General features: G+C 64.2%; 24 protein-coding genes. 12 read left to right on the top strand and 12 right to left on the bottom strand.

What is annotated here, in order from left to right; genetic code table 11:
- Positions 1-47: 47 nt before the first annotated feature.
- Genes thiM through thiD form a run of 3 tightly spaced genes read left to right on the top strand, consistent with a single transcriptional unit; the run spans position 48 to position 2,387 of the window.
- On the top strand, positions 48-875 hold the full coding sequence (gene thiM / locus B7X30_RS03245) for a hydroxyethylthiazole kinase (RefSeq protein WP_286728984.1): 828 nt from the start codon (positions 48-50) through the stop codon (positions 873-875).
- Positions 868-1,530: a thiamine phosphate synthase gene (thiE, locus tag B7X30_RS03240; protein WP_286728983.1), complete on the top strand. Its 663-nt coding sequence runs from the start codon at positions 868-870 to the stop codon at positions 1,528-1,530. The genes thiM and thiE overlap by 8 nt, the downstream gene beginning before the upstream one ends.
- Positions 1,527-2,387 (top strand): bifunctional hydroxymethylpyrimidine kinase/phosphomethylpyrimidine kinase, encoded by an 861-nt coding sequence (gene thiD / locus B7X30_RS03235; protein ID WP_286728982.1) that lies wholly within the window; start codon positions 1,527-1,529, stop codon positions 2,385-2,387. The genes thiE and thiD overlap by 4 nt, the downstream gene beginning before the upstream one ends.
- Here thiD and B7X30_RS03230 read toward each other — a convergent pair.
- The gene (locus B7X30_RS03230) at positions 2,384-3,670 is read right to left on the bottom strand and encodes a purine-cytosine permease family protein (protein ID WP_286728981.1); all 1,287 of its coding nucleotides are present in this window, start codon (positions 3,668-3,670) and stop codon (positions 2,384-2,386) included. The two genes, thiD and B7X30_RS03230, sit on opposite strands and share 4 nt — an antisense overlap.
- Positions 3,671-3,938: 268 nt before the next feature.
- Here B7X30_RS03230 and B7X30_RS03225 point away from each other — a divergent pair, with 268 nt between their 5' ends.
- On the top strand, positions 3,939-4,379 hold the full coding sequence (locus B7X30_RS03225) for a signal peptide prediction (RefSeq protein WP_286728980.1): 441 nt from the start codon (positions 3,939-3,941) through the stop codon (positions 4,377-4,379).
- A gap of 178 nt (positions 4,380-4,557) precedes the next feature.
- Complete coding sequence (locus tag B7X30_RS03220) at positions 4,558-4,938, top strand: hypothetical protein (protein ID WP_276726884.1); 381 nt, start codon at positions 4,558-4,560, stop codon at positions 4,936-4,938.
- A gap of 100 nt (positions 4,939-5,038) precedes the next feature.
- On the opposite strand, the gene B7X30_RS03215 is transcribed toward B7X30_RS03220, so the two are convergent.
- Positions 5,039-5,497: a PGDYG domain-containing protein gene (locus B7X30_RS03215; RefSeq protein WP_286728978.1), complete on the bottom strand. Its 459-nt coding sequence runs from the start codon at positions 5,495-5,497 to the stop codon at positions 5,039-5,041.
- A 21-nt stretch (positions 5,498-5,518) separates the two neighbouring features.
- A complete protein-coding gene (locus B7X30_RS03210; RefSeq protein WP_407830059.1) occupies positions 5,519-7,363 on the bottom strand; it encodes an ATP-binding cassette domain-containing protein in 1,845 nt (614 codons plus the stop codon).
- A gap of 130 nt (positions 7,364-7,493) precedes the next feature.
- On the opposite strand from B7X30_RS03210, the gene B7X30_RS03205 reads away from it, so the two are divergent.
- From B7X30_RS03205 to B7X30_RS03175, 7 genes are all read left to right on the top strand, one after another.
- Positions 7,494-8,114, top strand: coding sequence for a hypothetical protein (locus B7X30_RS03205; RefSeq protein WP_286728977.1), 621 nt, complete (start codon positions 7,494-7,496; stop codon positions 8,112-8,114).
- Between the two features lie 55 nt (positions 8,115-8,169).
- Positions 8,170-8,703 (top strand): TlpA disulfide reductase family protein, encoded by a 534-nt coding sequence (locus B7X30_RS03200; RefSeq protein ID WP_013123901.1) that lies wholly within the window; start codon positions 8,170-8,172, stop codon positions 8,701-8,703.
- A gap of 57 nt (positions 8,704-8,760) precedes the next feature.
- Positions 8,761-9,210, top strand: coding sequence for a type II 3-dehydroquinate dehydratase (gene aroQ, locus B7X30_RS03195; RefSeq protein WP_276707224.1), 450 nt, complete (start codon positions 8,761-8,763; stop codon positions 9,208-9,210).
- A gap of 40 nt (positions 9,211-9,250) precedes the next feature.
- Entirely contained in the window at positions 9,251-9,742 is a 492-nt protein-coding gene (gene accB / locus B7X30_RS03190) for an acetyl-CoA carboxylase biotin carboxyl carrier protein (RefSeq protein WP_156054616.1), read from the top strand.
- 161 nt (positions 9,743-9,903) lie between these two features.
- Complete coding sequence (accC, locus tag B7X30_RS03185) at positions 9,904-11,256, top strand: acetyl-CoA carboxylase biotin carboxylase subunit (protein ID WP_013106657.1); 1,353 nt, start codon at positions 9,904-9,906, stop codon at positions 11,254-11,256.
- A 21-nt stretch (positions 11,257-11,277) separates the two neighbouring features.
- The gene (prmA, locus tag B7X30_RS03180; protein WP_286729000.1) at positions 11,278-12,174 is read left to right on the top strand and encodes a 50S ribosomal protein L11 methyltransferase; all 897 of its coding nucleotides are present in this window, start codon (positions 11,278-11,280) and stop codon (positions 12,172-12,174) included.
- 7 nt (positions 12,175-12,181) lie between these two features.
- Positions 12,182-13,303 carry a zinc-ribbon and DUF3426 domain-containing protein gene (locus B7X30_RS03175; protein WP_286728973.1) on the top strand — a complete coding sequence of 374 codons (1,122 nt, stop codon included), beginning with the start codon at positions 12,182-12,184 and terminating at the stop codon, positions 13,301-13,303.
- Positions 13,304-13,306: 3 nt separating this feature from the next.
- Here the strand turns inward: B7X30_RS03175 and nagZ are convergent, their stop codons facing one another.
- From nagZ to lepA, 9 genes are read right to left on the bottom strand one after another with little or no spacing between them, the layout of a single operon-like run.
- A complete protein-coding gene (gene nagZ / locus B7X30_RS03170) occupies positions 13,307-14,392 on the bottom strand; it encodes a beta-N-acetylhexosaminidase (RefSeq protein ID WP_286728972.1) in 1,086 nt (361 codons plus the stop codon).
- A gap of 10 nt (positions 14,393-14,402) precedes the next feature.
- Positions 14,403-14,804 (bottom strand): holo-ACP synthase, encoded by a 402-nt coding sequence (acpS, locus tag B7X30_RS03165; RefSeq protein WP_286728971.1) that lies wholly within the window; start codon positions 14,802-14,804, stop codon positions 14,403-14,405.
- The gene (locus B7X30_RS03160; protein WP_286728969.1) at positions 14,801-15,565 is read right to left on the bottom strand and encodes a pyridoxine 5'-phosphate synthase; all 765 of its coding nucleotides are present in this window, start codon (positions 15,563-15,565) and stop codon (positions 14,801-14,803) included. Before B7X30_RS03160 ends, acpS begins: the two co-directional genes overlap by 4 nt.
- Before the next feature lie 5 nt (positions 15,566-15,570).
- Positions 15,571-16,371 carry a DNA repair protein RecO gene (gene recO / locus B7X30_RS03155; RefSeq protein ID WP_286728967.1) on the bottom strand — a complete coding sequence of 267 codons (801 nt, stop codon included), beginning with the start codon at positions 16,369-16,371 and terminating at the stop codon, positions 15,571-15,573.
- Positions 16,361-17,266 (bottom strand): GTPase Era, encoded by a 906-nt coding sequence (gene era / locus B7X30_RS03150; RefSeq protein WP_286728966.1) that lies wholly within the window; start codon positions 17,264-17,266, stop codon positions 16,361-16,363. The genes recO and era overlap by 11 nt, the downstream gene beginning before the upstream one ends.
- On the bottom strand, positions 17,263-18,093 hold the full coding sequence (rnc, locus tag B7X30_RS03145) for a ribonuclease III (RefSeq protein ID WP_286728965.1): 831 nt from the start codon (positions 18,091-18,093) through the stop codon (positions 17,263-17,265). Before rnc ends, era begins: the two co-directional genes overlap by 4 nt.
- Positions 18,094-18,100: 7 nt before the next feature.
- The gene (locus B7X30_RS03140) at positions 18,101-18,451 is read right to left on the bottom strand and encodes a DUF4845 domain-containing protein (protein ID WP_013106666.1); all 351 of its coding nucleotides are present in this window, start codon (positions 18,449-18,451) and stop codon (positions 18,101-18,103) included.
- Between the two features lie 33 nt (positions 18,452-18,484).
- A complete protein-coding gene (lepB, locus tag B7X30_RS03135) occupies positions 18,485-19,411 on the bottom strand; it encodes a signal peptidase I (protein WP_286728963.1) in 927 nt (308 codons plus the stop codon).
- Between the two features lie 23 nt (positions 19,412-19,434).
- Positions 19,435-21,243, bottom strand: a complete 1,809-nt coding sequence (lepA, locus tag B7X30_RS03130; RefSeq protein ID WP_013123912.1) for a translation elongation factor 4 — start codon at positions 21,241-21,243, stop codon at positions 19,435-19,437.
- Positions 21,244-21,368 lie beyond the last annotated feature (125 nt).

Genomic DNA, 21,368 nt, shown 5'->3' with positions numbered 1-21,368 from the left:
GCGCCGCGCACGGCGATAATCAGGGCTCGACTTCGCTGCTCAAAATCATGCCGTTCCCTAACGCCGACTCTCTCTGGGCCGATGTGCTCGCCGTGCGCCAGCAACAACCGCTGGTGCACAACATCACCAATTTCGTGGTGATGAACTACAACGCCAATGCCCTGCTGGCGCTGGGCGCCGCGCCGGTGATGGCGCACGCCCGCGAAGAGGTGCGCGACATGGCCGGCATCGCTCAGGCGCTGGTGCTCAATATCGGCACTTTGTCGCCGGAGTGGATCGAGGCCATGGTCATGGCGTTGCAGACGGCGCGCGGACGCGGCATTCCGGTGGTGCTCGACCCGGTGGGCGCCGGAGCTACGCCTTACCGCAACCGCGCCGTTGCCGAGTTGCTCGCCGCAGGCAGCCCCACGGTGCTGCGCGGCAACGCCTCGGAGATTCTCAGTGTCGCCGGGGTGGAGGCGGCCACCCGCGGCGTGGACAGCGCCGCCGCGTCGGACGACGCGGTGCAGACCGCCCGCACGCTCGCCGCCCGCCTGGGCGCTGTGGTCTGCGTGAGTGGCGCGACCGACCACATCCTCGCGCCCGATGGCCGTCATGTGCGCCTGTCCAACGGGCATGTGTGGATGACCCGAGTCACGGGCGTGGGCTGCTCAGCCACGGCGCTGATCGGTGCTTTCTGCGCCGTGCAGCCCGACGCGTTTCACGCCACCGTCGCCGCGATGGCCTATCTCGGCGTGGTCGGCGAAGTCGCCGCCGCGCAAGTGCAAGCGCAGGGCCGCGGCGTCGGCCAGCTGCAAATCGCCCTGCTCGACGGCCTGCAACTTCTGGACGCCGAAACCTTCCACGCGCGCCTGCGCCTGCAAACCGATGACTGAAGCCGCCCGTCGCTGGCCCCTGGCCGCGCTGCGGCTGCACCTGGTCACCGACGCCGCCCTGTGCGGCCCGCGTGGCGTTGAGGCCGTGGTCGCCGCAGCGGTGAGGGGCGGAGCCACCTGCGTGCAGTTGCGCGAAAAACAGCTCGACACCCGGCCTTTCGTCGAACGTGCCCGCGCGCTAAAGGCCCTGCTCGCACCGCTGGGGGTGCCGCTGATCATCAACGACCGGCTCGATGTGGCGCTGGCCGTGGGCGCAGACGGCGTGCATGTCGGCCAGAGCGATCTGCCGCCCGAAGACGTGCGACGGTTGATGCCGCACGCCCTCATCGGCCTGTCGGTCGAAAACCCCGAGCAGGTGCGCGCGGCGGCCGACATGCCGGTGGATTACCTCGGCGTCAGCCCGGTGTTTTCCACCCCGAGCAAACAAGACACCGCCCCCGCACTCGGCCTCGAAGGGCTGCGGGCGATGCGTGCCCTCACCGATCTGCCTTTGATCGCCATAGGCGGCATCGATCTGAACAATGCCGCGCAAGTGCTGGCCGCAGGCGCCGACGGCCTGGCCGTGGTGCGGGCGCTGTGCGCCGCGCCCGACCCCGCTGCCGCCGCGCAAGCCTTGCGCCAGCTCACCGACTCGTCCACCTTCGTCCATTCATGAACGCGACCGAACCCCTGCAAGACACCCCTGCCGTCGCGCGCTATGCCCGCGTGCTGAGCATCGCTGGCTCCGACAGCGGCGGCGGCGCCGGCATCCAGGCCGACCTCAAAACCATGGCGGCGCTGGGCTGCTATGGCATGACGGCCATCACCGCCATCACGGCGCAGAACACGCAAGGCGTGCGCGCCATTCGGGCGCTGCCGCCCGAATTGCTCGCGCAGCAGATCGACGCCGTGGTCGAAGACATCGGTGTGGATGCGGTGAAAATCGGCATGCTGCACGATGTGGGCGTGGTGCGGGTGATGGCCGAGGCCATTCGCCGCCATCGCTTCACTCATGTGGTGCTCGACCCGGTGATGGTCGCCACCAGCGGCGACAAGCTGATCACCGAATCCACCGTGGACCGGCTTGTTGATGAGCTCTTTCCCCTCGCCACGCTGATCACCCCCAACCTCGACGAAGCCGCCTGGCTACTGCGGCTGGGCACCATAAACGCCGACGCGCTGGAAGACACGGCCAATCTGCTGCATGTGCTGGGCGCTCACGCGGTGCTGCTCAAGGGAGGCCACTTGCCCGGCCCGCAGCTCACCGACCTGCTGCGTCTGCCCGATGGAGAAGTGCGGCGCTGGGAAGCGCCGCGCATCCCCACGCGCAACACCCACGGCACGGGCTGCAGCCTGTCATCGGCCATCGCGTGCTATCTCGCTCTGGGTGAAACGCTGACCGATGCCGTGGCGCATGGTCGGGACTATGTGCGACAAGCGCTGCTCGCCGGGGCCGACATGCAACTCGGCCGCGGCCACGGCCCGCTCAACCACGGTCACGCACCTTTGGCGACGAAGCGCCTGCCGCTCTAAACCGCCGTTGGCGCCCGCGTCTCGCGCCAGCGCAGCGCACCTGCCGCCAGCAATGTGAAGGCCAGGCTGGGCAAGGCCGAGCCCCAATTCGGCCACCACACCGTGCCCAACTGAAACACGCCGATGCCCAGTAACCACACGCTCATCGGCCCCCAGCGCCAGTTGCTCTGCGGCGGCAAACCCGGTGCCAGCTGCGCGATCACCACGCCGAACAGCGGCACGAAAATTGAACTGAGGGTGAGCAGAAAGGGCTCAAGTGCGTGCATCGGCAGCGCAAGCGCCGCCGCGGTGGCCAGCAGCACCAAGGTCATGCCAATACGACGAATGCTCCAGCGGCCGTTGAGAAAGTTGGTCGATACCGCACCCGAATGCACGTCGCCGTAGGCGTTGTCCACCTCATCCACCAAAATGAAACCCAGCGCAATCAGCCCGCCCTGAGCCAGCAGCAGGGTGCTGAGCATGTCGATATCGGCAGGCGACACGCTGATGACCAACACGCCCAGGGCGTAACACCAGATGTTCGCCGTGGCATAGCCGAGCCAGGTGCCGCGCGCCGTGGCGCCGGCGTGGCGTCCGTAGCGGGCATAGTCGGCCACCAGCGGCAGCCACGACACCGGCATGGCGATCACCAGATCCACTGCCGCCAGCAAGCTCATCGAACCGTCGCCCTGCTGCGCCCACAGCGCGGCAAAGCCGTGCTGCCAGGCCTTGAGTCCGAACTGATAGCTCAGCCAGAGCAGCGAGGCGACGATCAGCGGCATTGCTGCGCGGCTGACGAAACGCCGCACCAGCCCGATCATCCGCCCGCTGGCCAGCACCAGCAGCAGCGAACCCCAGGCCAGCGTCGCCACCACGGGCACCCAGGCCCCGCGCGTACCGAACACCTGCTCGACGATGGTGCGGGTGCCGTCGCGCATGATCACCAGCTCAAACGCCGTCCAGCCCAGCAGTTGCACCACATTGAGCGCCACCGGCAGCATGGCGAAGCGCTGCCCCAGCGTGCGCCCGATCAGCGCCGAACTCGACAGACCGTGTCGGCTGCCGATCCCCGCCACCCAGGCCAGCAAACCCGCGCCCAGCAAGGACCCTAGCGCAATCGCCCCGCCCGCCTGCGGCAGGCTCAAGCCCGGCCGCAGATACGCGCCCACCTGCATGACCAGCAGCCCCACCCCCAGACTGAACCATAGCGCGGCGGCATCGGTGAAGGTGAAAATGCGTTCCGCCACGGGAACCGAAGTATTGGACGCGTGCGCCGCGTCACTTGAAGTTGTGTGTGTTGCCATGGCCCATTTCTGCGTGCTCGCGCAGAAACCCGGCCGGGCCATGCGCGCCATAGCACGCGCTGCCCACCCTGCTTCCCTGCGCGAGGATGACCTCAATCAGGTTCAAAGGGACTCTCTCAGCGAAGCTGCCTGCTGCCGCAGCCCCGCACCCCCAGCGTTGCGCCGCAGGATTGCGACACGGAGTCGATTGTAGGCAGGATGACGCCTGCGAGCCGCACCGCGACAGCGCCAGAGCGCGGCTAAGCTATGCCGCCGACCCTGTCCACCCATGCGCCCGATCCGCTCTCGCCGCCTGACCTTGGCCGCACGCCTGCTCTGGGCCGCGCCCTATTCGGTGCTCGGCCTGCTCGCCGCCCTACCTGCCTGTGCGCTGGGCGCCCGGCTGCGCCGCAGCGGCCACACCCTGGAATGCACGGGAGGCCAACTGGGCCGCTGGATGCAGCGCCTGCCCAACCGCCATCGCCTCGTCGCCCTCACTCTGGGGCATGTCATCCTCGCGGTCGACGCCCCCGCCATGCAGCACTTGCGCGCTCACGAACGCGTGCATGTGCGGCAATACGAGCTTTGGGGCCCATTTTTCGGGCCCGCCTATTTGCTGGAGAGCCTGTGGCAAACCCTGCGCGGGCGCGATGCCTACCTCGCCAACCGATTCGAGCGTGAAGCCTATGCGAAGGGCGGACCATTTCTCACGAAACCTCATGATCAGTAAGCCCGCCGCGCTGGGTACCGAAACGAACGCAGCGGCGGCGCTCCGTGCTCGCGCAATCGCTTGATCGGCCCTGAAGTTGCACGCCTCAAATTATTGACGTGCATCAATCCGCGTGTTCCGCAAACGCCTAGCCTGACTGCGAGTCAACCTTGACTCAAAACTTTTTCAGGAGAGTGCCATGATTGCCACCAAGCCATTTTTGACTGCCTTGTCTCTCAGCATCCTGCTCGCAGGTGGAGGGCTGACCGCAACTTCTGCCTACGCTCAAACCCAAAAGCAGGAAACCATTTACGGTAGCCAGTTGATGACGCAGAAGGAGCGTCGTGAATACCGACTCAAAATGCGCGAGGCGAAAACCACAGAGCAGCGGGAACAGATCCGGGCAGAACATCACAAGCTGATGCAGGAACGTGCGAAGGAGCGCGGCGTCAAGCTGCCTGATGCACCCCCGGCGCAAGGCATGCATCAAGGGATGGGCTCAGGTGGCGCCATGGGTCCTGGCGGCGGAGGCATGGGCCCTGGCGGCGGCATGGGGCCGGGCGGCGCAGCGAAACCCTGATTCAGCTCAGTCGGCCTTCTCAAGGAAACGCCGGGCAGCCCCAAGTTTCCCTGACCCCCACACGGGGGGCGGGCTGGGCACAGCCCAGCCCTGGGGGCGCTCAAGGAGGCGCGACTTTCCGGTAAACCTGCGCAAACCGTCCCTGCTCCACCACGCCGTAATCGCCCGGCGCGTATTGCAGCAGCCAATCACCGGGGTTGCCGCGCAGCAGATCGCCGCCAGCGCTGCGGGCCATGCGAAACGGTGTGGGCATCTGCCGCGCCAGAACGGGAATGGGCTGGTTGATGTAAGCGCCATTCTGTCCCATGGACGTCGGCGCGAGGGCTTGGTAGCGCGCCTCGAAACGGGCGCGCGACACGCTCCAGCGGTCGCCCGTGGCGCCGGTGATGATGGCATCGCCCGCTGCGTAACGATTGGGGCCTTCGCGGCTGAACAATTCGCCGGAATCGACGGCGAATTGCACCTGCACGGTCTCATGCTTGATGTAGGTGGCTGCCTGCGGGTCGATGCGCAAATCGACGTTTTGCAACAGCGGCGCGCTGGGTTCGTTTTCGGTCATGGCGGATTTGTTCACCGTCTCTCACTTGCCATCGAGCACTTCCCAGCGTTCCAGGGCGTGGAGCAGTTCTTCGTCGATCTGCGCGTAACGTTCCTGCATCTCGCTGATCCGCGTCGTGGCAGAGGTATAACTCGCCGGGTCGGCCAGTTGATCGGAAAGCGATTTCTGCTCCGCCTCCAGCGCGGCTATGCGGCCGGGTAGTTCCTGCAGCTCCCGCTGTTCCTTGTAGCTCAGCTTGCGCTTGGCCGGTACGGGGGGAATGGGCGGCTGTGCCTGAGCCGATTTGGTGGGCGCCGCGCCGCGTTTGTCCGCCCCGCCTGCGGCCGATTTATTCAGCTGCGCCTGCAAGGCGCGGGCACGCTGCGATTGGGTGAGCCAGTCGGAGACGCCGCCCTCGTATTCGCGCCAACGGCCAGGGTCTTCCGGCGTGGCCTCGCTCACTATCGTGCTGGTGACCACATTGTCGAGAAAGCGACGGTCGTGGCTGACCAGAAACACGGTACCGGGAAAGTCTTGCAGCAACTGCTCCAGCAGTTCCAGCGTGTCGATGTCGAGGTCGTTGGTCGGCTCGTCGAGTACCAGCACATTGGCCGGGCGGGCGAACAACCTAGCCAGCAGTAGGCGATTGCGTTCCCCCCCTGAAAGCGACTTGACCGGCGAGTTGGCCCGCGCGGGCGAGAACAAAAAATCGCCCAGATAACTCATCACATGCTTGCGCTGCCCGGCCACCTCAACCCATTCGCTGCCGGGGCTGATGGTGTCGGCCAGGGTGGCGTCAAGGTTGAGCACGGCGCGCATCTGGTCGAAATAGGCGATCTGCAAGCGCGTTCCCTGTCGCACGGTGCCGCTATCGGGTTCGATCTCGCCCAGAATGAGCTTGAGCAGCGTGGTTTTGCCCGCGCCGTTGGGCCCAATGAGGCCGACCTTGTCGCCACGCAGAATGGTGGCGGAAAAATCGCGCACCAGCACTCGGTCGCCATAGGCCTTGTTGACGCCTTGCAACTCGGCCACGATCTTGCCACTAGACTGACCGCCATCCACCTCAAGTTTGACGCGCCCGAGCGAATCGCGCCGCGCCGCGCGTTGGCTGCGCAGCGCCTCCAGGCGGTTGATGCGGCTCACGCTGCGGGTCCGCCGCGCTTCTACGCCCTTGCGTATCCACACTTCTTCCTGCGCCAGAAGCTTGTCGGCGCGGGCGTTCATCACCGACTCATCGGCCAGTTCCTGCTCCTTACGCGCCTCATAAGCGGCGAAATTGCCGGGATAACTGCGCAACGTGCCGCGATCGAGTTCGACAATGCGGGTCGCCACATCGTCGAGAAACGCCCGGTCGTGGGTGATGAGAATCAGGCTGCCGCGAAAGCCGGTGAGCAGTTCTTCCAGCCAGGCGATGGCATCGAGATCGAGGTGATTGGTCGGCTCGTCGAGCAGCAGCACGTCGGGCGCCGCCACCAGCGCCTGCGCCAGGGCCACGCGCTTTTGCATCCCGCCGGACAGACTACCCACGAGCGTCGTGCCGTCGAGTTGCAGACGCTGCAGTGTTTGATCGACGCGCGTCTCCCAGTTCCAGCCGTCGAGCAGTTCGATACGGGTCTGCAGGGCGTCGAGGTCGTCTTCGGGCGCGTGCTGCTCGAAACGGTCGCGCAGGGCGCGGGCTTCGGCCACGCCTTCGCTCACCACATCGAACACGCTAGCTTGGGCAGAAAAATCCGCCTCCTGCGGCACATACACCCGGCGCAGACCCTGCTGCACCTGCACCAGGCCATCGTCGGGCGGCTCCAGCCCGGCCAGAATACGCAGCAGGGATGACTTTCCGGTGCCGTTGCGACCGATCAGGCCCACCCGCTCGCCCACCTCCAGCGACATGGCGGCATGATCAAGCAAGGCCACATGGCCGAAAGCGAGCGACAAATCTGAAACGGAGAGGACGGCCATGCGTAGCGTTTGTTGAGGAAAGACGCTCATTGTGCCAGTCGGTCGCCGCTACCATACTTTGATGGACTCCCTGCGCGCTGAACTCGCCGTGCTGGCCGCGCGGCTGATCGTCGAAGACGGTCTGGACTACGGCACGGCCAAGCGCAAGGCCGCCAAGCGCCTGCTGGGCGAACGCGTGGCGCACGATCTGCTGCCCAGCAACGATGAAATCGAGCAGCAGGTGCGCGAAGAACTCGCCCTGTTTCATGCTGACACCCAACCCGCGCAATTGCTGCAATTGCGCCGCGCCGCGCTGACGCTGATGGAAGCGTTTGCGGCGTTCAATCCGCATCTGGCCGGGGCTGTCTGGCACGGCACCGCCAACGAACACACCGATCTGCATGTGCTGCTGTTCACCGACGACAGCAAGGGCGTGGAAATTCACTGCATCGACCACGGCATCGCTTTTCAGGTCGGCGAAGCCCCGCACTACGCCGGGCGCGGCCGTGTCGAACAACTCACCCTGCACTGGCCCCCGCATGACCGTCAAGCCGTGCTTGCCCATCTGAGCCTTTACCCGGAAAAGGACGTGCGCGGCGCCCTGCTGCCTGATGCGCAAGGGCGCACGCCCAGAGGCACGCTGCGTGCGCTCAGGCAACTCCTGAGCGCCCCCGCCAGCGAAGGGGAAAACCCGAGACTCTGAAGCTTTTCCCCGGCCATGCACAATGCGAGCAGTCTGATTGCTACACCACCACCCCATGAACAAAGTCAATATCTGGATTTCTGCCGCCATCATCCTTCTCATCGCCGCGGTGCTCGGCAACGCGTGGTTTCAGCGTGAACGCAGCGTGCCCATTGCGGTTGAAAACAATGCGGTCAAGTCTTTTTTCGCTGACAAACTCGACGATCTGCAGGGAAAATCCATCGATCTGTCGCAATACCGCGGAAAACCGCTGGTGATCAATTTCTGGGCGAGCTGGTGCCCGCCTTGCATCGCTGAAATGCCAGATTTTTCGAAGTTTTATCAGCAGAACAAAGACAAAGGCATCGAGATGGTCGGCATTGCGCTCGACAACCCCACTGCGGTGCGCAATTTCCTGAAAGAGCATCCGGTGAGCTACCCCATTCTGCTGGGCGGCATGAATGGCATCGCCCTGAGCACCAGCCTGGGCAATAAGCAGGGGGGCCTGCCATTCACCGTGGTGCTCGATGGCAAGGGCGACGTGGTGTTTCAAAAGCTGGGAAAAACCTCTCTCGACGAACTGAAAGAAGCGGTACCCTCCGGGCATTAAGCCCTGCATCGGTTGCGTTCACTCCTCGTTCATCCCACTCTGCTCAATCGCCCTTCCATGACCCGCATCCTTGTTCTCCACGGCCCCAATCTCAACCTGCTGGGGCAGCGTGAACCACATATCTATGGCGCGACCACGCTGGACGATATCAATCAGTCGCTGCAAACCCTTGCTGCCGAACTGGGGGTGGAGGTGCAGACTTTCCAGAGCAATCACGAAGGCGACCTGATTGATCGGTTACATGCAGCGCGCCTGGATGGCACGCGCTACATCATCATCAACCCTGCGGCCTACACCCACACCAGCGTTGCCCTGCGTGACGCCATCGCGGCAACCGACCTGCCCTTCATCGAAGTGCATCTGAGCAATGTGTACCGCCGCGAACCGTTCCGCCATCACTCCTACTTTTCCGATCTGGCCACCGCCGTCATCAGCGGTTGCGGCGCTCACGGCTACACCCTGGCCTTGCGCCATGCTGTAGTCGATCTTGGGAATCGTAAAAATTGATGGTCTAATGCGACACTTATCAGCGACTTAACGACAGATCATGGATTTACGCAAACTCAAGACTTTGATCGACCTGGTCTCCGATTCCAACGTCTCCGAGCTGGAGATCACGGAAGCCGAAGGCACGGTCAGAATCGTCAAGGCGCAGCCGCAGCCCATCATTCAGTACGCGCAGATGCCCGCTCAGTTGGGATCGCAGTTTGCGTCTCAGGCCCCGATGCAATACGCCGCGCCCCAGGCCTCGCCCGCTCAAGCCCAGGCACCCGCCGCTGAAGCAGCTCCCGCCCCGGAGGCGCAAGGGCATGTGCTGAAGTCGCCGATGGTCGGCACGTTCTACCGCTCTTCTTCTCCGGGGGCGGCGCCGTTCGTTGAGGTGGGCGACACGGTCAAGGTCGGCCAGACGCTGTGCATCATCGAAGCGATGAAAATTCTCAACGAAATCGAGTGCGACAAAGACGGTGTGATCAAGGCCGTGCTGGGCGAAAACGGTCAGGCCGTCGAATTCGGCCAGCCGTTGTTCGTGATCGAGTAATGGCTTTTTCAGGAGAGCGCAGGGCCGCTTCCGGTTTCTTGACTCCCCCAGGGGAGCAAACCCAGGCAGTACCGAGGCACACATGAGCGCCCGCTCCTGACCACGGCTCCTGCGCTCAACGGGCGCTTCCGCCCTTCCCTGTCATTGAACGGACAACGCGCATGTTCAAAAAAATCCTTATCGCCAACCGTGGCGAAATCGCCCTCCGGGTGCAGCGTGCCTGCCGCGAACTCGGCATCCAGACCGTGGTGGTCTATTCAGAAGCGGATCGTGAAGCGAAGTATGTACGGCTGGCCGACGAGGCCGTGTGCATCGGCCCGGCGCCCTCGGCGCAGAGTTATCTGCACATGCCGGCCATTATTTCTGCTGCCGAAGTGACGGATGCCGAGGCGATTCACCCCGGTTACGGCTTTCTGTCGGAGAACGCGGATTTCGCCGAGCGGGTGGAGAAATCCGGCTTCGCCTTCATCGGCCCGCGTCCCGATTCCATTCGTCTGATGGGCGACAAGGTCAGCGCCAAGCAGGCCATGATCCGCTCTGGCGTGCCCTGCGTGCCAGGCTCGGAGGGGGCGCTGCCCGACGATCCGCGCGAAATCACCCGCATCGCCCGCTCGATCGGCTATCCCGTCATCATCAAGGCCGCAGGCGGTGGCGGCGGCCGCGGCATGCGCGTGGTGCACACCGAAGCCGCGCTGCTCAACGCCGTGACCATGACCCGCAGCGAAGCGGGCGCGGCGTTCGGCAACCCGGCGGTCTATATGGAGAAGTTTCTGCTCCAGCCGCGGCATATTGAAATTCAAGTGCTGGCCGACACCCACGGCAACGCGCTATGGCTGGGCGAGCGCGATTGCTCGATGCAGCGCCGCCACCAGAAGATTCTCGAAGAAGCCCCCGCTCCCGGCATTCCACGGCGGCTGATCGAGCGTATCGGCGCCCGCTGCGCGGATGCCTGCAAAAAAATCGGCTATCGCGGTGCGGGCACCTTCGAGTTTCTGTATGAAAACGGCGAGTTCTACTTCATCGAGATGAATACCCGCGTGCAGGTCGAGCACCCTGTTACCGAACTCATCACCGGCATCGACATCGTGGTCGAGCAGATCCGCATTGCCGCGGGCGAGAAGCTGACCGTGCGCCAGCGCGGCGTGCACCTCAACGGCCATGCCATCGAGTGCCGCATCAACGCTGAAGACCCCTACAAGTTCACCCCGTCGCCCGGCCGAATCACCATGTGGCACACCCCAGGCGGCCCGGGTGTGCGGGTCGATTCGCACGCCTATGCCAACTACTTCGTGCCGCCCAACTATGACTCGATGATCGGCAAAATCATCGTGCATGGCGCCACGCGCGAGCAGGCGATCGCGCGCATGCGCATAGCCCTGTCGGAAATGGTGGTGGACGGCATCCAGACCAATATCCCGTTGCACCGCGAACTCATGGTGGATGCGCGCTTCATCGAAGGCGGCACCAGCATCCACTACCTCGAGGAATACCTCGCCGCGCGGCATACCGCCTGATAGGGTTTGAACAAATCCGCCATGACCTACCGCGAAGTCACCCTCCCTGTCAGCGAAGAGCAGGCCGATCTCCTCTCCGATGCGCTGATGGAGCTCGGCGCTTTGAGCGTGAGCGTCGAAGACCGTTTCGGCGACACCGCACAGGAGCAAGCCTTGTACGGCGAGCCGGGCATGCCGCCGCCCAAGGGCGCCTGGGCGCAATCGCTGCTTCGCGTGCTGTTCGCCGACGAGGCCCAGGCCGACGCTGCGCTGGCCGCCCTGCTTGCCGAAGACATCCTGCCCGATCTGCAAGAGGTGCAACAGTCCACGGTGGAAGATCAGGACTGGGTACGGCTGACGCAGTCTCAGTTCCAGCCGGTGTCGATTGCCGACGCGCTGTGGATCGTGCCGAGCTGGCATGAGCCGCCCGAGGTTGCGGCGCCCATCATCCGTCTCGACCCCGGGCTGGCCTTCGGCACCGGCACCCACCCAACCACGCGGCTTTGCCTGGAGTGGCTGGCGCGCCAAACGCCAAGCCAACTCAGCGTGCTCGATTACGGTTGTGGTTCGGGCATTCTGGCCATTGCCGCGGCCAAGTTCGGCGCCGGCCCCGTGGTCGGCGTGGACATCGATCCCGACGCGGTGCTGGCCACCGAAGCCAACGCCGCGGCCAATGACGTCACCGTGCAGGCCGGCCTGCCCGAAAAGGTCGCTAATGCGCAATTCGACATCGTCGTTGCCAACATCCTGTCTGCGCCGCTCAAACTGCTGGCGCCCGCGATTGCCGCGCATGTGAAACCCGGCGGCTGGCTCGTGCTCAGTGGCATACTCGACCGGCAGGCCGAAGAACTCATCGCCGCCTACGCGCCCTATTGCGCGCTGCAGATCGACAAGACGCTCGATGGCTGGGTCTGCCTCGCGGGCCGCGCCCACCCCTGAACAGCGCATGGCACAGGCCACCCGCTGCCCCCACTGCCAGACCGCCTTCAAGGTGGTGCGCGACCAGCTCTTGCTGCGCGAAGGCTGGGTGCGCTGCGGCCATTGCGGCGAACCGTTCAACGCCCTCGATCACCTGATCGATCTCACCCCGGCGCCGCCCGCCGCCGCCGAGCCCCAGGCCCCAGCACAACCGACCCCGCCACCCGAAGCGCCGCCCGAACCGCGGGCAAGCACCGTGCCCGTGACGGCGGGCCTGCGCTGGAACAACATTCCACTCGATCAGCCGACCTATCAGGGATTTCTGCCGCTGACGGCGCAGGCCTACAGCCCGGCGCCCTGGACTCCCGCGAAACAAGCGCCTGCGCGCGGTGAAAAGGCCGAGACTGACCAGGCGTTGGCACCCGCTGAATCGCCCGCCGACCTGTTACCCGAAGGCGATCTTGCGGCGGACGAGATCCCGCCCTCCCAATCTGCTCTCGACCCCGACGCCGCACCGCTGTCCGAGTTCAACCTGAACGACGCGCTCAACTATCAATTTGTAAGCGAAGACCTCTCGCAAAACCCGCCCGCACTCGCCGCAAAACCGGTGGAAGCGGAGCCGGAATTCATCCGCAAAGCTCGTCGCCAGGCATTCTGGAGCAGCACGCCTGCCCGCGCGGCGCTGGCCTTCATCAGCCTGCTGTTGCTTCTGGTACTCGCCGCTCAGGCCGCGCTGACTTGGCGCGACACCCTGGCGCAGCAATACCCGGTCAGCCGCCCTTGGCTGCAACAGCTCTGCCAGATGACCAGCGGCTGCGAATTGGCCGCTCCGCGCAACCTCGATGCCTTGGTCATCGACTCCTCCACGCTCAGCCCGGCCGACAGCGGCTTGCAACTCAGCGTGCTGCTGCGCAACCGATCCGACCGCGCCGTGGCCTGGCCTGCGCTGGAGCTGACCCTGACCAATGCGCAGGACATGACTTTGCAACGCAAAGTGGTGCAGGCCGCGCAATACCTCCCCGAAGCGCAGGCCACTCATCGCACCCTGACAGAGGGCCTGGCCGCCGGTCAGCAGGTGCAATTGCTGCTGCACCTCGAGGTCAAAGGCGCCGCCCCGGCCGGTTACAAGCTGGTGTTGTTCTACCCCTGACGGCTATTTCTGGCCCGCCGAGCTGGGCAGGTTGAAAACGTCGTCGAGCGCGGCCCGGTAGCTGTCGCTCACCATGAGCTCGTCCCATTCCAAAGGCGGCTGGGTGGGCAGCAGGTCGAGGCGGCGCTGGGCGCTGTGGACATCGGGCGTCCACTGCCCGCGCTCCAGCGCCTGATCAAGCTCGCGCAGCAGCACGTCGAGCGGTCGCCCGTTATCGACCACGCTCTGGTTGCACACCAGCATGGCGTCGCATCCGGCCTGCAAACCCTGCAGCGCAGCCTGGCTGAGACTTTGGCCCCCGGCCCGCGCCGCGGCCATGCCGAGGTCGTCGCTGAGTATCGCGCCGGTAAAACCGATGCGCTCGCGCAGCACGTCCCGCAGCCAGACTGAGCTGAACCCTGCGGGCAGCGCATCCACCTCGGGGTAGATCACATGCGCCGGCATGACCGCGCGCAGCCCGGGCGCCAACCATTGATAAGGCGCGGCATCGGCGCTCAGAATGGCGTCGAGGGTACGCGCGTCGTGCGCCACGGCCAGATGCGTGTCGGCACGCACATAGCCGTGGCCGGGGAAGTGCTTGGCGCAATGCGCCATCCCAGCACGCGCCAAACCCAGCATCAGGCTTTGCGCCAGCACCGTCACCACCCGAGCGTCGGTGTGAAACGCGCGATCACCGATTACGCTGGAGCCGCCCCAATCGAGATCGAGCACGGGCGTGAAGCTGAAATCCACCCCGCAAGCCCGCAGCTCCGAGGCCAACACGAAACCGCACGCCGCCGCGCGCCGCATGGCGCCTGGGGCATCAGCCATCCAATGCGCCCCAAGCTCGCGCATCGCCGGAAGTGCCGTGAAGCCATCGGTGCGAAAGCGCTGTACCCGCCCGCCCTCGTGATCGACCGCGATCAGCAGATCAGGGCGTACCGCCTTGATCTGCGCGCACAGCGACAAGAGCTGCCCGCGGCTCTCCCAGTTGCGCGCAAACAGCACCACCCCGCCCACCAGAGGATTCCGTAGGCGCTTGCGATCGGCGGCACCGAGTTGCAGCCCGGCCACATCGAGAATCAACGGGGAGTGCATCAGCAGTTGCATGTCTTTCGCCTCAGTCAGGCCGAGTCACTTCGGCTACTACCATGGCCAGCGCGGTATCGGCCTCATCGGACACCGAGACCAGAAACCGCAGCGAACGGGCCTCGCACCAATCTTTGAGTGCGTCATGCAGCACGATGACCGGCTGTCCGCTGGGGAGTTTGAGAATCTCGCAATCGCGCCAGCGCATGGGGCTATGAATGCCCAGGCCGATGGATTTGGAGAACGCTTCCTTGGCGGCAAACCGCGTGGCCAGGTAGTTAATGCCGCGCTGGCGCACCTTGGACATACGGCGCTCATACTCGGCCAGCTCGCCGTCGCCGAGCACCCGTTGCGCGAAACGGTCGCCGTTGCGCTGCACCGCGGCGCCCATGCGCGCAATGGAGCAGACATCGGTGCCGATGCCGTAGATCATGAATGCGTTGCCACCGCGCGCGCGATCACCGCCTGAAAGTCACGCACCGATTGCTTCAGCCCGACGAACACCGCATGACCGATGAGCGCATGGCCGATGTGGAGCTCGCTCACTTCGGGCAGTGCGGCAATGGCGGGCGTGCTCTGCAGACTCAGGCCGTGGCCCGCGTTGGTCTGCAGGCCCAGGCTGCGCCCCAGCTTCAGGCCCGCGACGATGCGATCGAATTCGCGTTGCCGCGCGGCTTCGTCTGCGGCATCGAATGCGTTGGCGTAAGCGCCGGTGTGCAGCTCGATGCAGGGCGCACCGGCCTGGGCGCTGGTCTCGATTTGCCGGATGCTGGGCTCGATGAACAGGGAAACGCGGCAGCCGAAATCGGCCAGACGAGCGCAGGCCTCGCGCACGCGGTCGAACTGCCCCGCCACATCCAGCCCGCCCTCGGTAGTCACTTCCTGCCGACGCTCGGGCACCAGGCAGACCATCTGCGGACGTACTCGGCAGATGATGTCGAGCATCTCCGGGGCGAGCGCAGACTCGAAATTCAGCGGCGCCGAAAGGGTGGCTTTGAGCCGCTCGACATCGGCATCGCGGATGTGGCGACGGTCTTCGCGCAGGTGGAAGGTGATGATGTCCGCCCCGGCTTCGACCGCCTGCTGCGCCGCCAGCACGGGATCGGGAAAACTGCCTCCGCGCGCGTTGCGCAGCGTGGCGACATGGTCGATATTCACCCCGAGCAGCGGCGCAGCATCGGAGGGGCAAGCCATTGGATTCATAACTTGTGGAGATCAATAAGCAGCTGGCGGGTGCGCAGCATCTGTCCCGAAAGATGATAGTGAAGCAGGCTGCGCATCAACGTCTTTGCGGCACGCGCCAGTACAACATCGCCTTCTGCCGGCGGGCCTTCGCGCAGCGCCAGCAACACCTCGCCGCGCACCGCCAGGGCATCGGAAGCGGAGCAGGCCGACACGCCATGATCCGGGTCGACCCGGTAAAACGCATCGGGCAGCACCGGCTCGGAGGTCGCCCCTTCGAGGTGCAGGTCGGGCAAAAAACCCAGCTCGCGCAACAGCGAAAACTCAAAGCTGCGCAGCACCGGCTCCAATTCGCCCGCCGTCGCATGGGGGCGTTGCGCCAGCGCGGCAATGCCGGCGTGGTAGGCGTCGAACAGACCTTCGTGAGCATCTTCGCGAGCCAGCAGACGCACGAGCAGTTCGTTGAAATAAAAACCGCAAAGCAGGGGCAGGCCCGACAGCGGCGCCAACCCTCCCGCCCACTCGGCCCGGGTCAGGGTGCGCACCTCGCCGCGGCCGCTCCAACTGGCGTGGCAGGGCTGAAAACCCAGCAGCACGGCGCGCAGCGCGGAAGTCGGCCGCTTGGCGCCCTTGGCCACCAGCGCCAAGCGGCCATGGCGGCGGCTGAACACGTCGAGCAGCAGGCTGGTTTCCTTCCACGGGTAACTGTGCAGGACGTAGATGGGCTCTTCCTGCACGCGCTCCCCCGAGACGCCGCGCCTGGGAGCACGCGGCACGGGGCGCACGGCAGCCGGTTCGACGCTCAGCTCAGTCCTCATAGCCGAAGGCCCGCACGGCGGCCTGGTCGTCGGCCCAGCCCGAACGGGTCTTGACCCAGACCTCCAGAAAAACCGGTCCGTCGAACAAGACCTGCATGTCCTGCCGGGCTTCGGTGGAGATGCGCTTGAGGCGCTCGCCCCCAGCGCCGATCACCATGGCCTTGTGTCCGTCCCGATCGACGATGATGGCCGCGGAAATGCGGCGCAGATCGCCTTCCTGAGCGAACTGCTCGATGACCACGGTGCTGGTGTAGGGCAATTCGTCGCCGGTCAGGCGGAACAACTTCTCCCGCAGAATCTCCGCCGCCAGGAAGCGTTCGCTGCGGTCGGTGAGGGCGTCTTCTTCATAGCCCCACTCACCTTCATGCAGGTAGGGCTCCATGATGGACAGCAGCCGGGGCGCATCGGCTTTTTTTTGTGCCGACATCGGCACAATCTCGGCAAACTTGCGCAGTTGCCCCAGTTCAGCCAGCCAGGGCAGCAGCTTTTCGCGCGGGGTGATGCGGTCAAGTTTGTTGACCACGGCGATCACCGGCCGGTCGTCGGGCAAAACTTCAAGCACCGTGCGATCTTGCGGCAGAATCTTGCCCGCCTCAAGTACCCAGAGCACCAGATCGACCTCGCTCAAAGCGCCGGTGACGGTGCGGTTCATCGCCCGGTTGAGGGCGTGCATATGCTGGGTCTGGAAGCCTGGCGTATCGACAAACGCGAATTGCGAAGCTCCGTGCGTGGTCACCCCGAGGATGCGGTGCCGCGTGGTCTGCGCCTTGTGCGAGGTGATGCTCACCTTGGCGCGCACCAGCGCATTGAGCAGGGTGGATTTGCCCACATTGGGACGGCCGACAATGGCCACAGTGCCGAAGCGACGCGGCGAATCCGGGGGCGATGAGGTCATGGCGATTTGAGAGTTTTAGGCGGTCGTCGCACCGGCGAGCGACGCTGCTGATTGTGCGCCAGCGCAGGCTGCGCCGCATCGGGCGCGTGGCTGGGCTGAACGACTTGCCCGCGCTCATCCACCAACACAGGCCGGTTACCGCGGCGCACGGGTTTTGTGCCGCCTCGGCCAATGCGCTCGATCATGCGCGTGGCAGCGTCTTGTTCGGCGCGGCGGCGGCTGTCGCCCTCGCCCTCCACTTTCAGTCCGAGTGCCTCGACGGCGCACTCCACCTTGAATTGCTGCTGGTGCGCCGCGCCGCGCACGTCGAGCACGGCATAGCTGGGCAAAGGCAGACGCTGGCCTTGCAGAAACTCCTGCAATTGCGTTTTCGCATCCTTGCGGACGACGTCGGCGTCCAGCGTATCCATGAGCGGAGCGAACAAGCGGCGCATCACCTCTTGCGCCGTGTCGAAACCGGCTTCGAGGTAGATCGCGCCAAGTAGCGCCTCTACCGTATCCGCCAAAATGGATTCGCGCTGGGCGCCCCCGCTCTGCAGTTCGCCCTCACCCAGCCTGAGAAACCGCCCTAGGTCGATCGCGCGGGCCACTTCCGCCAGCGCTTCGGCCCGCACCAGCGCCGCGCGCAGACGGGAGAGTTGCCCCTCGTCTTGCCGCGCTGCCTGGTGGTACAGCCAAGCGGCGGCCGAGAGGTTGAGCACCGAATCGCCCAGGAATTCCAGGCGCTCGTTGTGATCCGCGCCAAAGCTGCGATGCGTGAGCGCCCGCTCGAACAGTTTGCGATCGCGGAAGACGTAGCCCAGCCGCGTTTCTAGTGCCGTGCTCACCCGGGAATCAGTGGGAATGGCCGGCGTACTTGATCAGCAAGTACACCGGCCCGGCAATGTGAATTTCCTTGTTGTAGGCAAAGGAGATCACCACTTTGTCATTCACCTTGGTGATGTCGAGATCCTGCGCCGTGACGGAGGAGATGTAATCGACATCGGCCATTTTGGAATAGGCCGAACGAATATCGGCCACGGTCGGCCCGGCCTTGGCCGCCTGATCGACCGCCTTCTGAATGGCGAAATATTCCGTGGCGGTGGGTACCGCCTGCGCGCCAATGACCACGATGAACGCGAGGATGGCGCCCCAGAAAATCAACCCGATCAGGGTGATGCCACGCTGCTTGTCATGCTGCTTCATATTGGCCCCGATTTCTCCATCTGGCAATGACGATCAATGAATCAGCCCAATGTTTTTCGGTGCGCTGAAATTCATCCACACCACAAAGGCTTTGCCGATGATATTGCGCTCGGGCACAAAACCCCAATAACGTGAATCCAGCGAGTTGTCGCGGTTGTCGCCCATGACGAAATAGTTGCCGGCCGGCACCTTGCAGACAAAGCCTTCGGCGTTGTAGTGACACATATCGCGGTGCGGAAAACTTTCAGGCCCGCCGATGACATAGGGCGGCGCCATCGGATTGATCATGATGCGGTGATCGTGCGTGCCCAGCTTTTCCATGTACTGCTTGTAATACGTCATGGTGTTGGGATCGAAATAATCGGGCAAGGGCGTTTCCTGTACCGGCTTGCCGTTGATCACCAGCTGCTTGTTTTCGTACGACACCGTATCGCCCGGCAGCCCGACGATGCGCTTGATGTAATCGATTTTCGGATCTTTGGGCAAACGGAACACGATCACATCGCCGCGCTGGGGCAGCGCGCCCGGAGTGAGGCGGGTATCGAGCAGCGGCAGGCGCAGACCGTACTCGAATTTGTTCACCAGAATCAGGTCGCCCGGCACCAGCGTCGGCTCCATGGAGCCCGAAGGAATCTTGAAGGGTTCGGCCACAAAAGAGCGCAGCAAAAACACCACCAGAATGACCGGGAACAGCCCGGCGGTCCACTCCAGCCACCAGGGCTGACGCTGCACCCGTTCGCGCGCCGCTTCGATGTCGGCATCGCTGGCCACGGCGCCGTCTGCGGCCAGTCCCTGTTTTTGCAGAGCACTGCGACGCTCTTCCAACTGCGCCACGGCCGACTTCGCCGCGCGCCTGCGTTGCGGCGCGAAATACCAGCGCTCGGCAAACCAGAACACGCCGGTGATGACCAGAAGAATGAACAGCAATAGGGTGAAGTTAACGCTGGGCGCAGTTTCCATACGGGATATTCTTGGGGAGTGGATCAGTCTTCGACTTGCAGAATTGCGAGAAAGGCTTCTTGTGGCACTTCGACCGAGCCGATCTGCTTCATGCGTTTTTTACCCGCCTTCTGCTTTTCCAGCAGTTTGCGTTTGCGGGAAATGTCCCCCCCGTAGCACTTGGCCAGCACGTTCTTGCGCAGGGCCTTGATTGTCTCACGCGCGATGATGTTGGCTCCGATGGCCGCCTGGATGGCGACGTCGTACATCTGGCGCGGAATGATCTCGCGCATCTTGGCCGCCACCTGACGGCCGCGGTACTGGCTCTGAGCGCGGTGCACGATGATGGACAGCGCGTCCACCCGGTCGCCGTTGATCAGCATATCGACCTTCACCACATCGGCGGCGCGGTACTCCTTGAACTCATAGTCCATCGAGGCATAGCCCCGCGACACGCTTTTGAGCTTGTCGAAAAAGTCGAGCACGATCTCGGCCAGCGGCATGTCGTAGGTCAGCATCACCTGGCGACCGTGATAGGCCATATTGAGCTGCATGCCCCGCTTCTGGTTGGCCAGGGTCATCACCGGGCCCACATAATCTTGCGGCATGTACAGATGCACCGTGACGATGGGCTCGCGGATTTCGGCAATTCGCCCCTGATCGGGCATTTTGGACGGATTTTCGACCTCGATCACCTCGCCATTGGCCAGCATGACCTGATAGACCACCGAGGGTGCGGTGGTGATGAGGTCTTGGTCGAACTCGCGCTCCAGTCGCTCCTGCACGATCTCCATGTGCAGCAGGCCCAGAAAGCCGCAGCGAAAGCCGAAACCCAGCGCCTGGCTCACTTCGGGCTCGTAACGCAGGGCGGCATCGTTGAGCTTGAGCTTTTCCAGCGCGTCGCGCAGTTGGTCGTATTCGCTCGCCTCGGTGGGGTAGAGACCGGCGAACACCTGCGGCTGGATTTCCTTGAAGCCGGGCAGCGCCTCGGTTGCCGGACCGAGATTGTTGGGCAGCTTTTTCTCGAGGGTGATGGTGTCGCCGACCTTGGCGGCCTGCAACTCCTTGATGCCCGCGATGATGAAGCCGACCTCGCCCGTGTTCAAGGCCTCGCGCGACACCGATTTCGGCGTGAACACCCCGAGTTGTTCGGCGTTGTAAACCGCGTGCGTGGCCATCATCTTGAAACGCTCGCCCTTTTTCAGGCTGCCATCGACCACCCGCACCAGCATGACCACACCGACGTAGGTATCGAACCACGAGTCGATGATCATGGCGCGCAGCGGCGCGTCCACCACGCCCTTGGGCGGCGGCATGCGCGTAATCACGGCCTCGAGAACGTCGTCGATGCCCATGCCGGTCTTGGCGCTGCAGGCAATGGCATCGGCCGCGTCGATGCCGATGACTTCCTCGATTTCTGCCTTGGCCTGCTCGGGGTCGGCCTGCGGCAGATCCATTTTGTTGAGCACCGGCACCACTTCCACGCCCAGGTCGAGCGCGGTATAACAATTCGCCACGGTCTGCGCTTCGACCCCCTGACTGGCATCGACCACTAAGAGCGCGCCTTCGCAGGCCGAGAGCGAACGGCTGACTTCATAACTGAAGTCGACATGCCCCGGCGTATCGATCAAATTGAGGTTGTAGGTTTTCCCGTCCCGCGCGACGTATTGCAGCGCCGCGGTCTGCGCCTTGATGGTGATGCCGCGCTCGCGCTCGATGTCCATCGAATCGAGCACCTGCGCTTCCATTTCCCGGTCGGACAAGCCCCCACACCGCTGAATAATACGGTCAGCAAGCGTAGATTTGCCGTGATCAATATGGGCAATAATTGAAAAATTACGAATATGATTCATGCAATAGTCCACTGGGGCGACCGCTTCGCGCCCTGCGGATCAGACGGAAACACGGGGATGAACAAGAAAAAAGGCGCGACAAGCGTGACGCGCCTTCCAACAAATCGATTTGGCAACTGCTGATG

This window comes from Thiomonas sp. 13-64-67 (assembly GCF_002282795.1).
In the GTDB taxonomy this organism is placed as follows: domain Bacteria; phylum Pseudomonadota; class Gammaproteobacteria; order Burkholderiales; family Burkholderiaceae_C; genus Thiomonas; species Thiomonas arsenitoxydans.
This window is presented reverse-complemented; position numbering and strand designations above follow the sequence as displayed.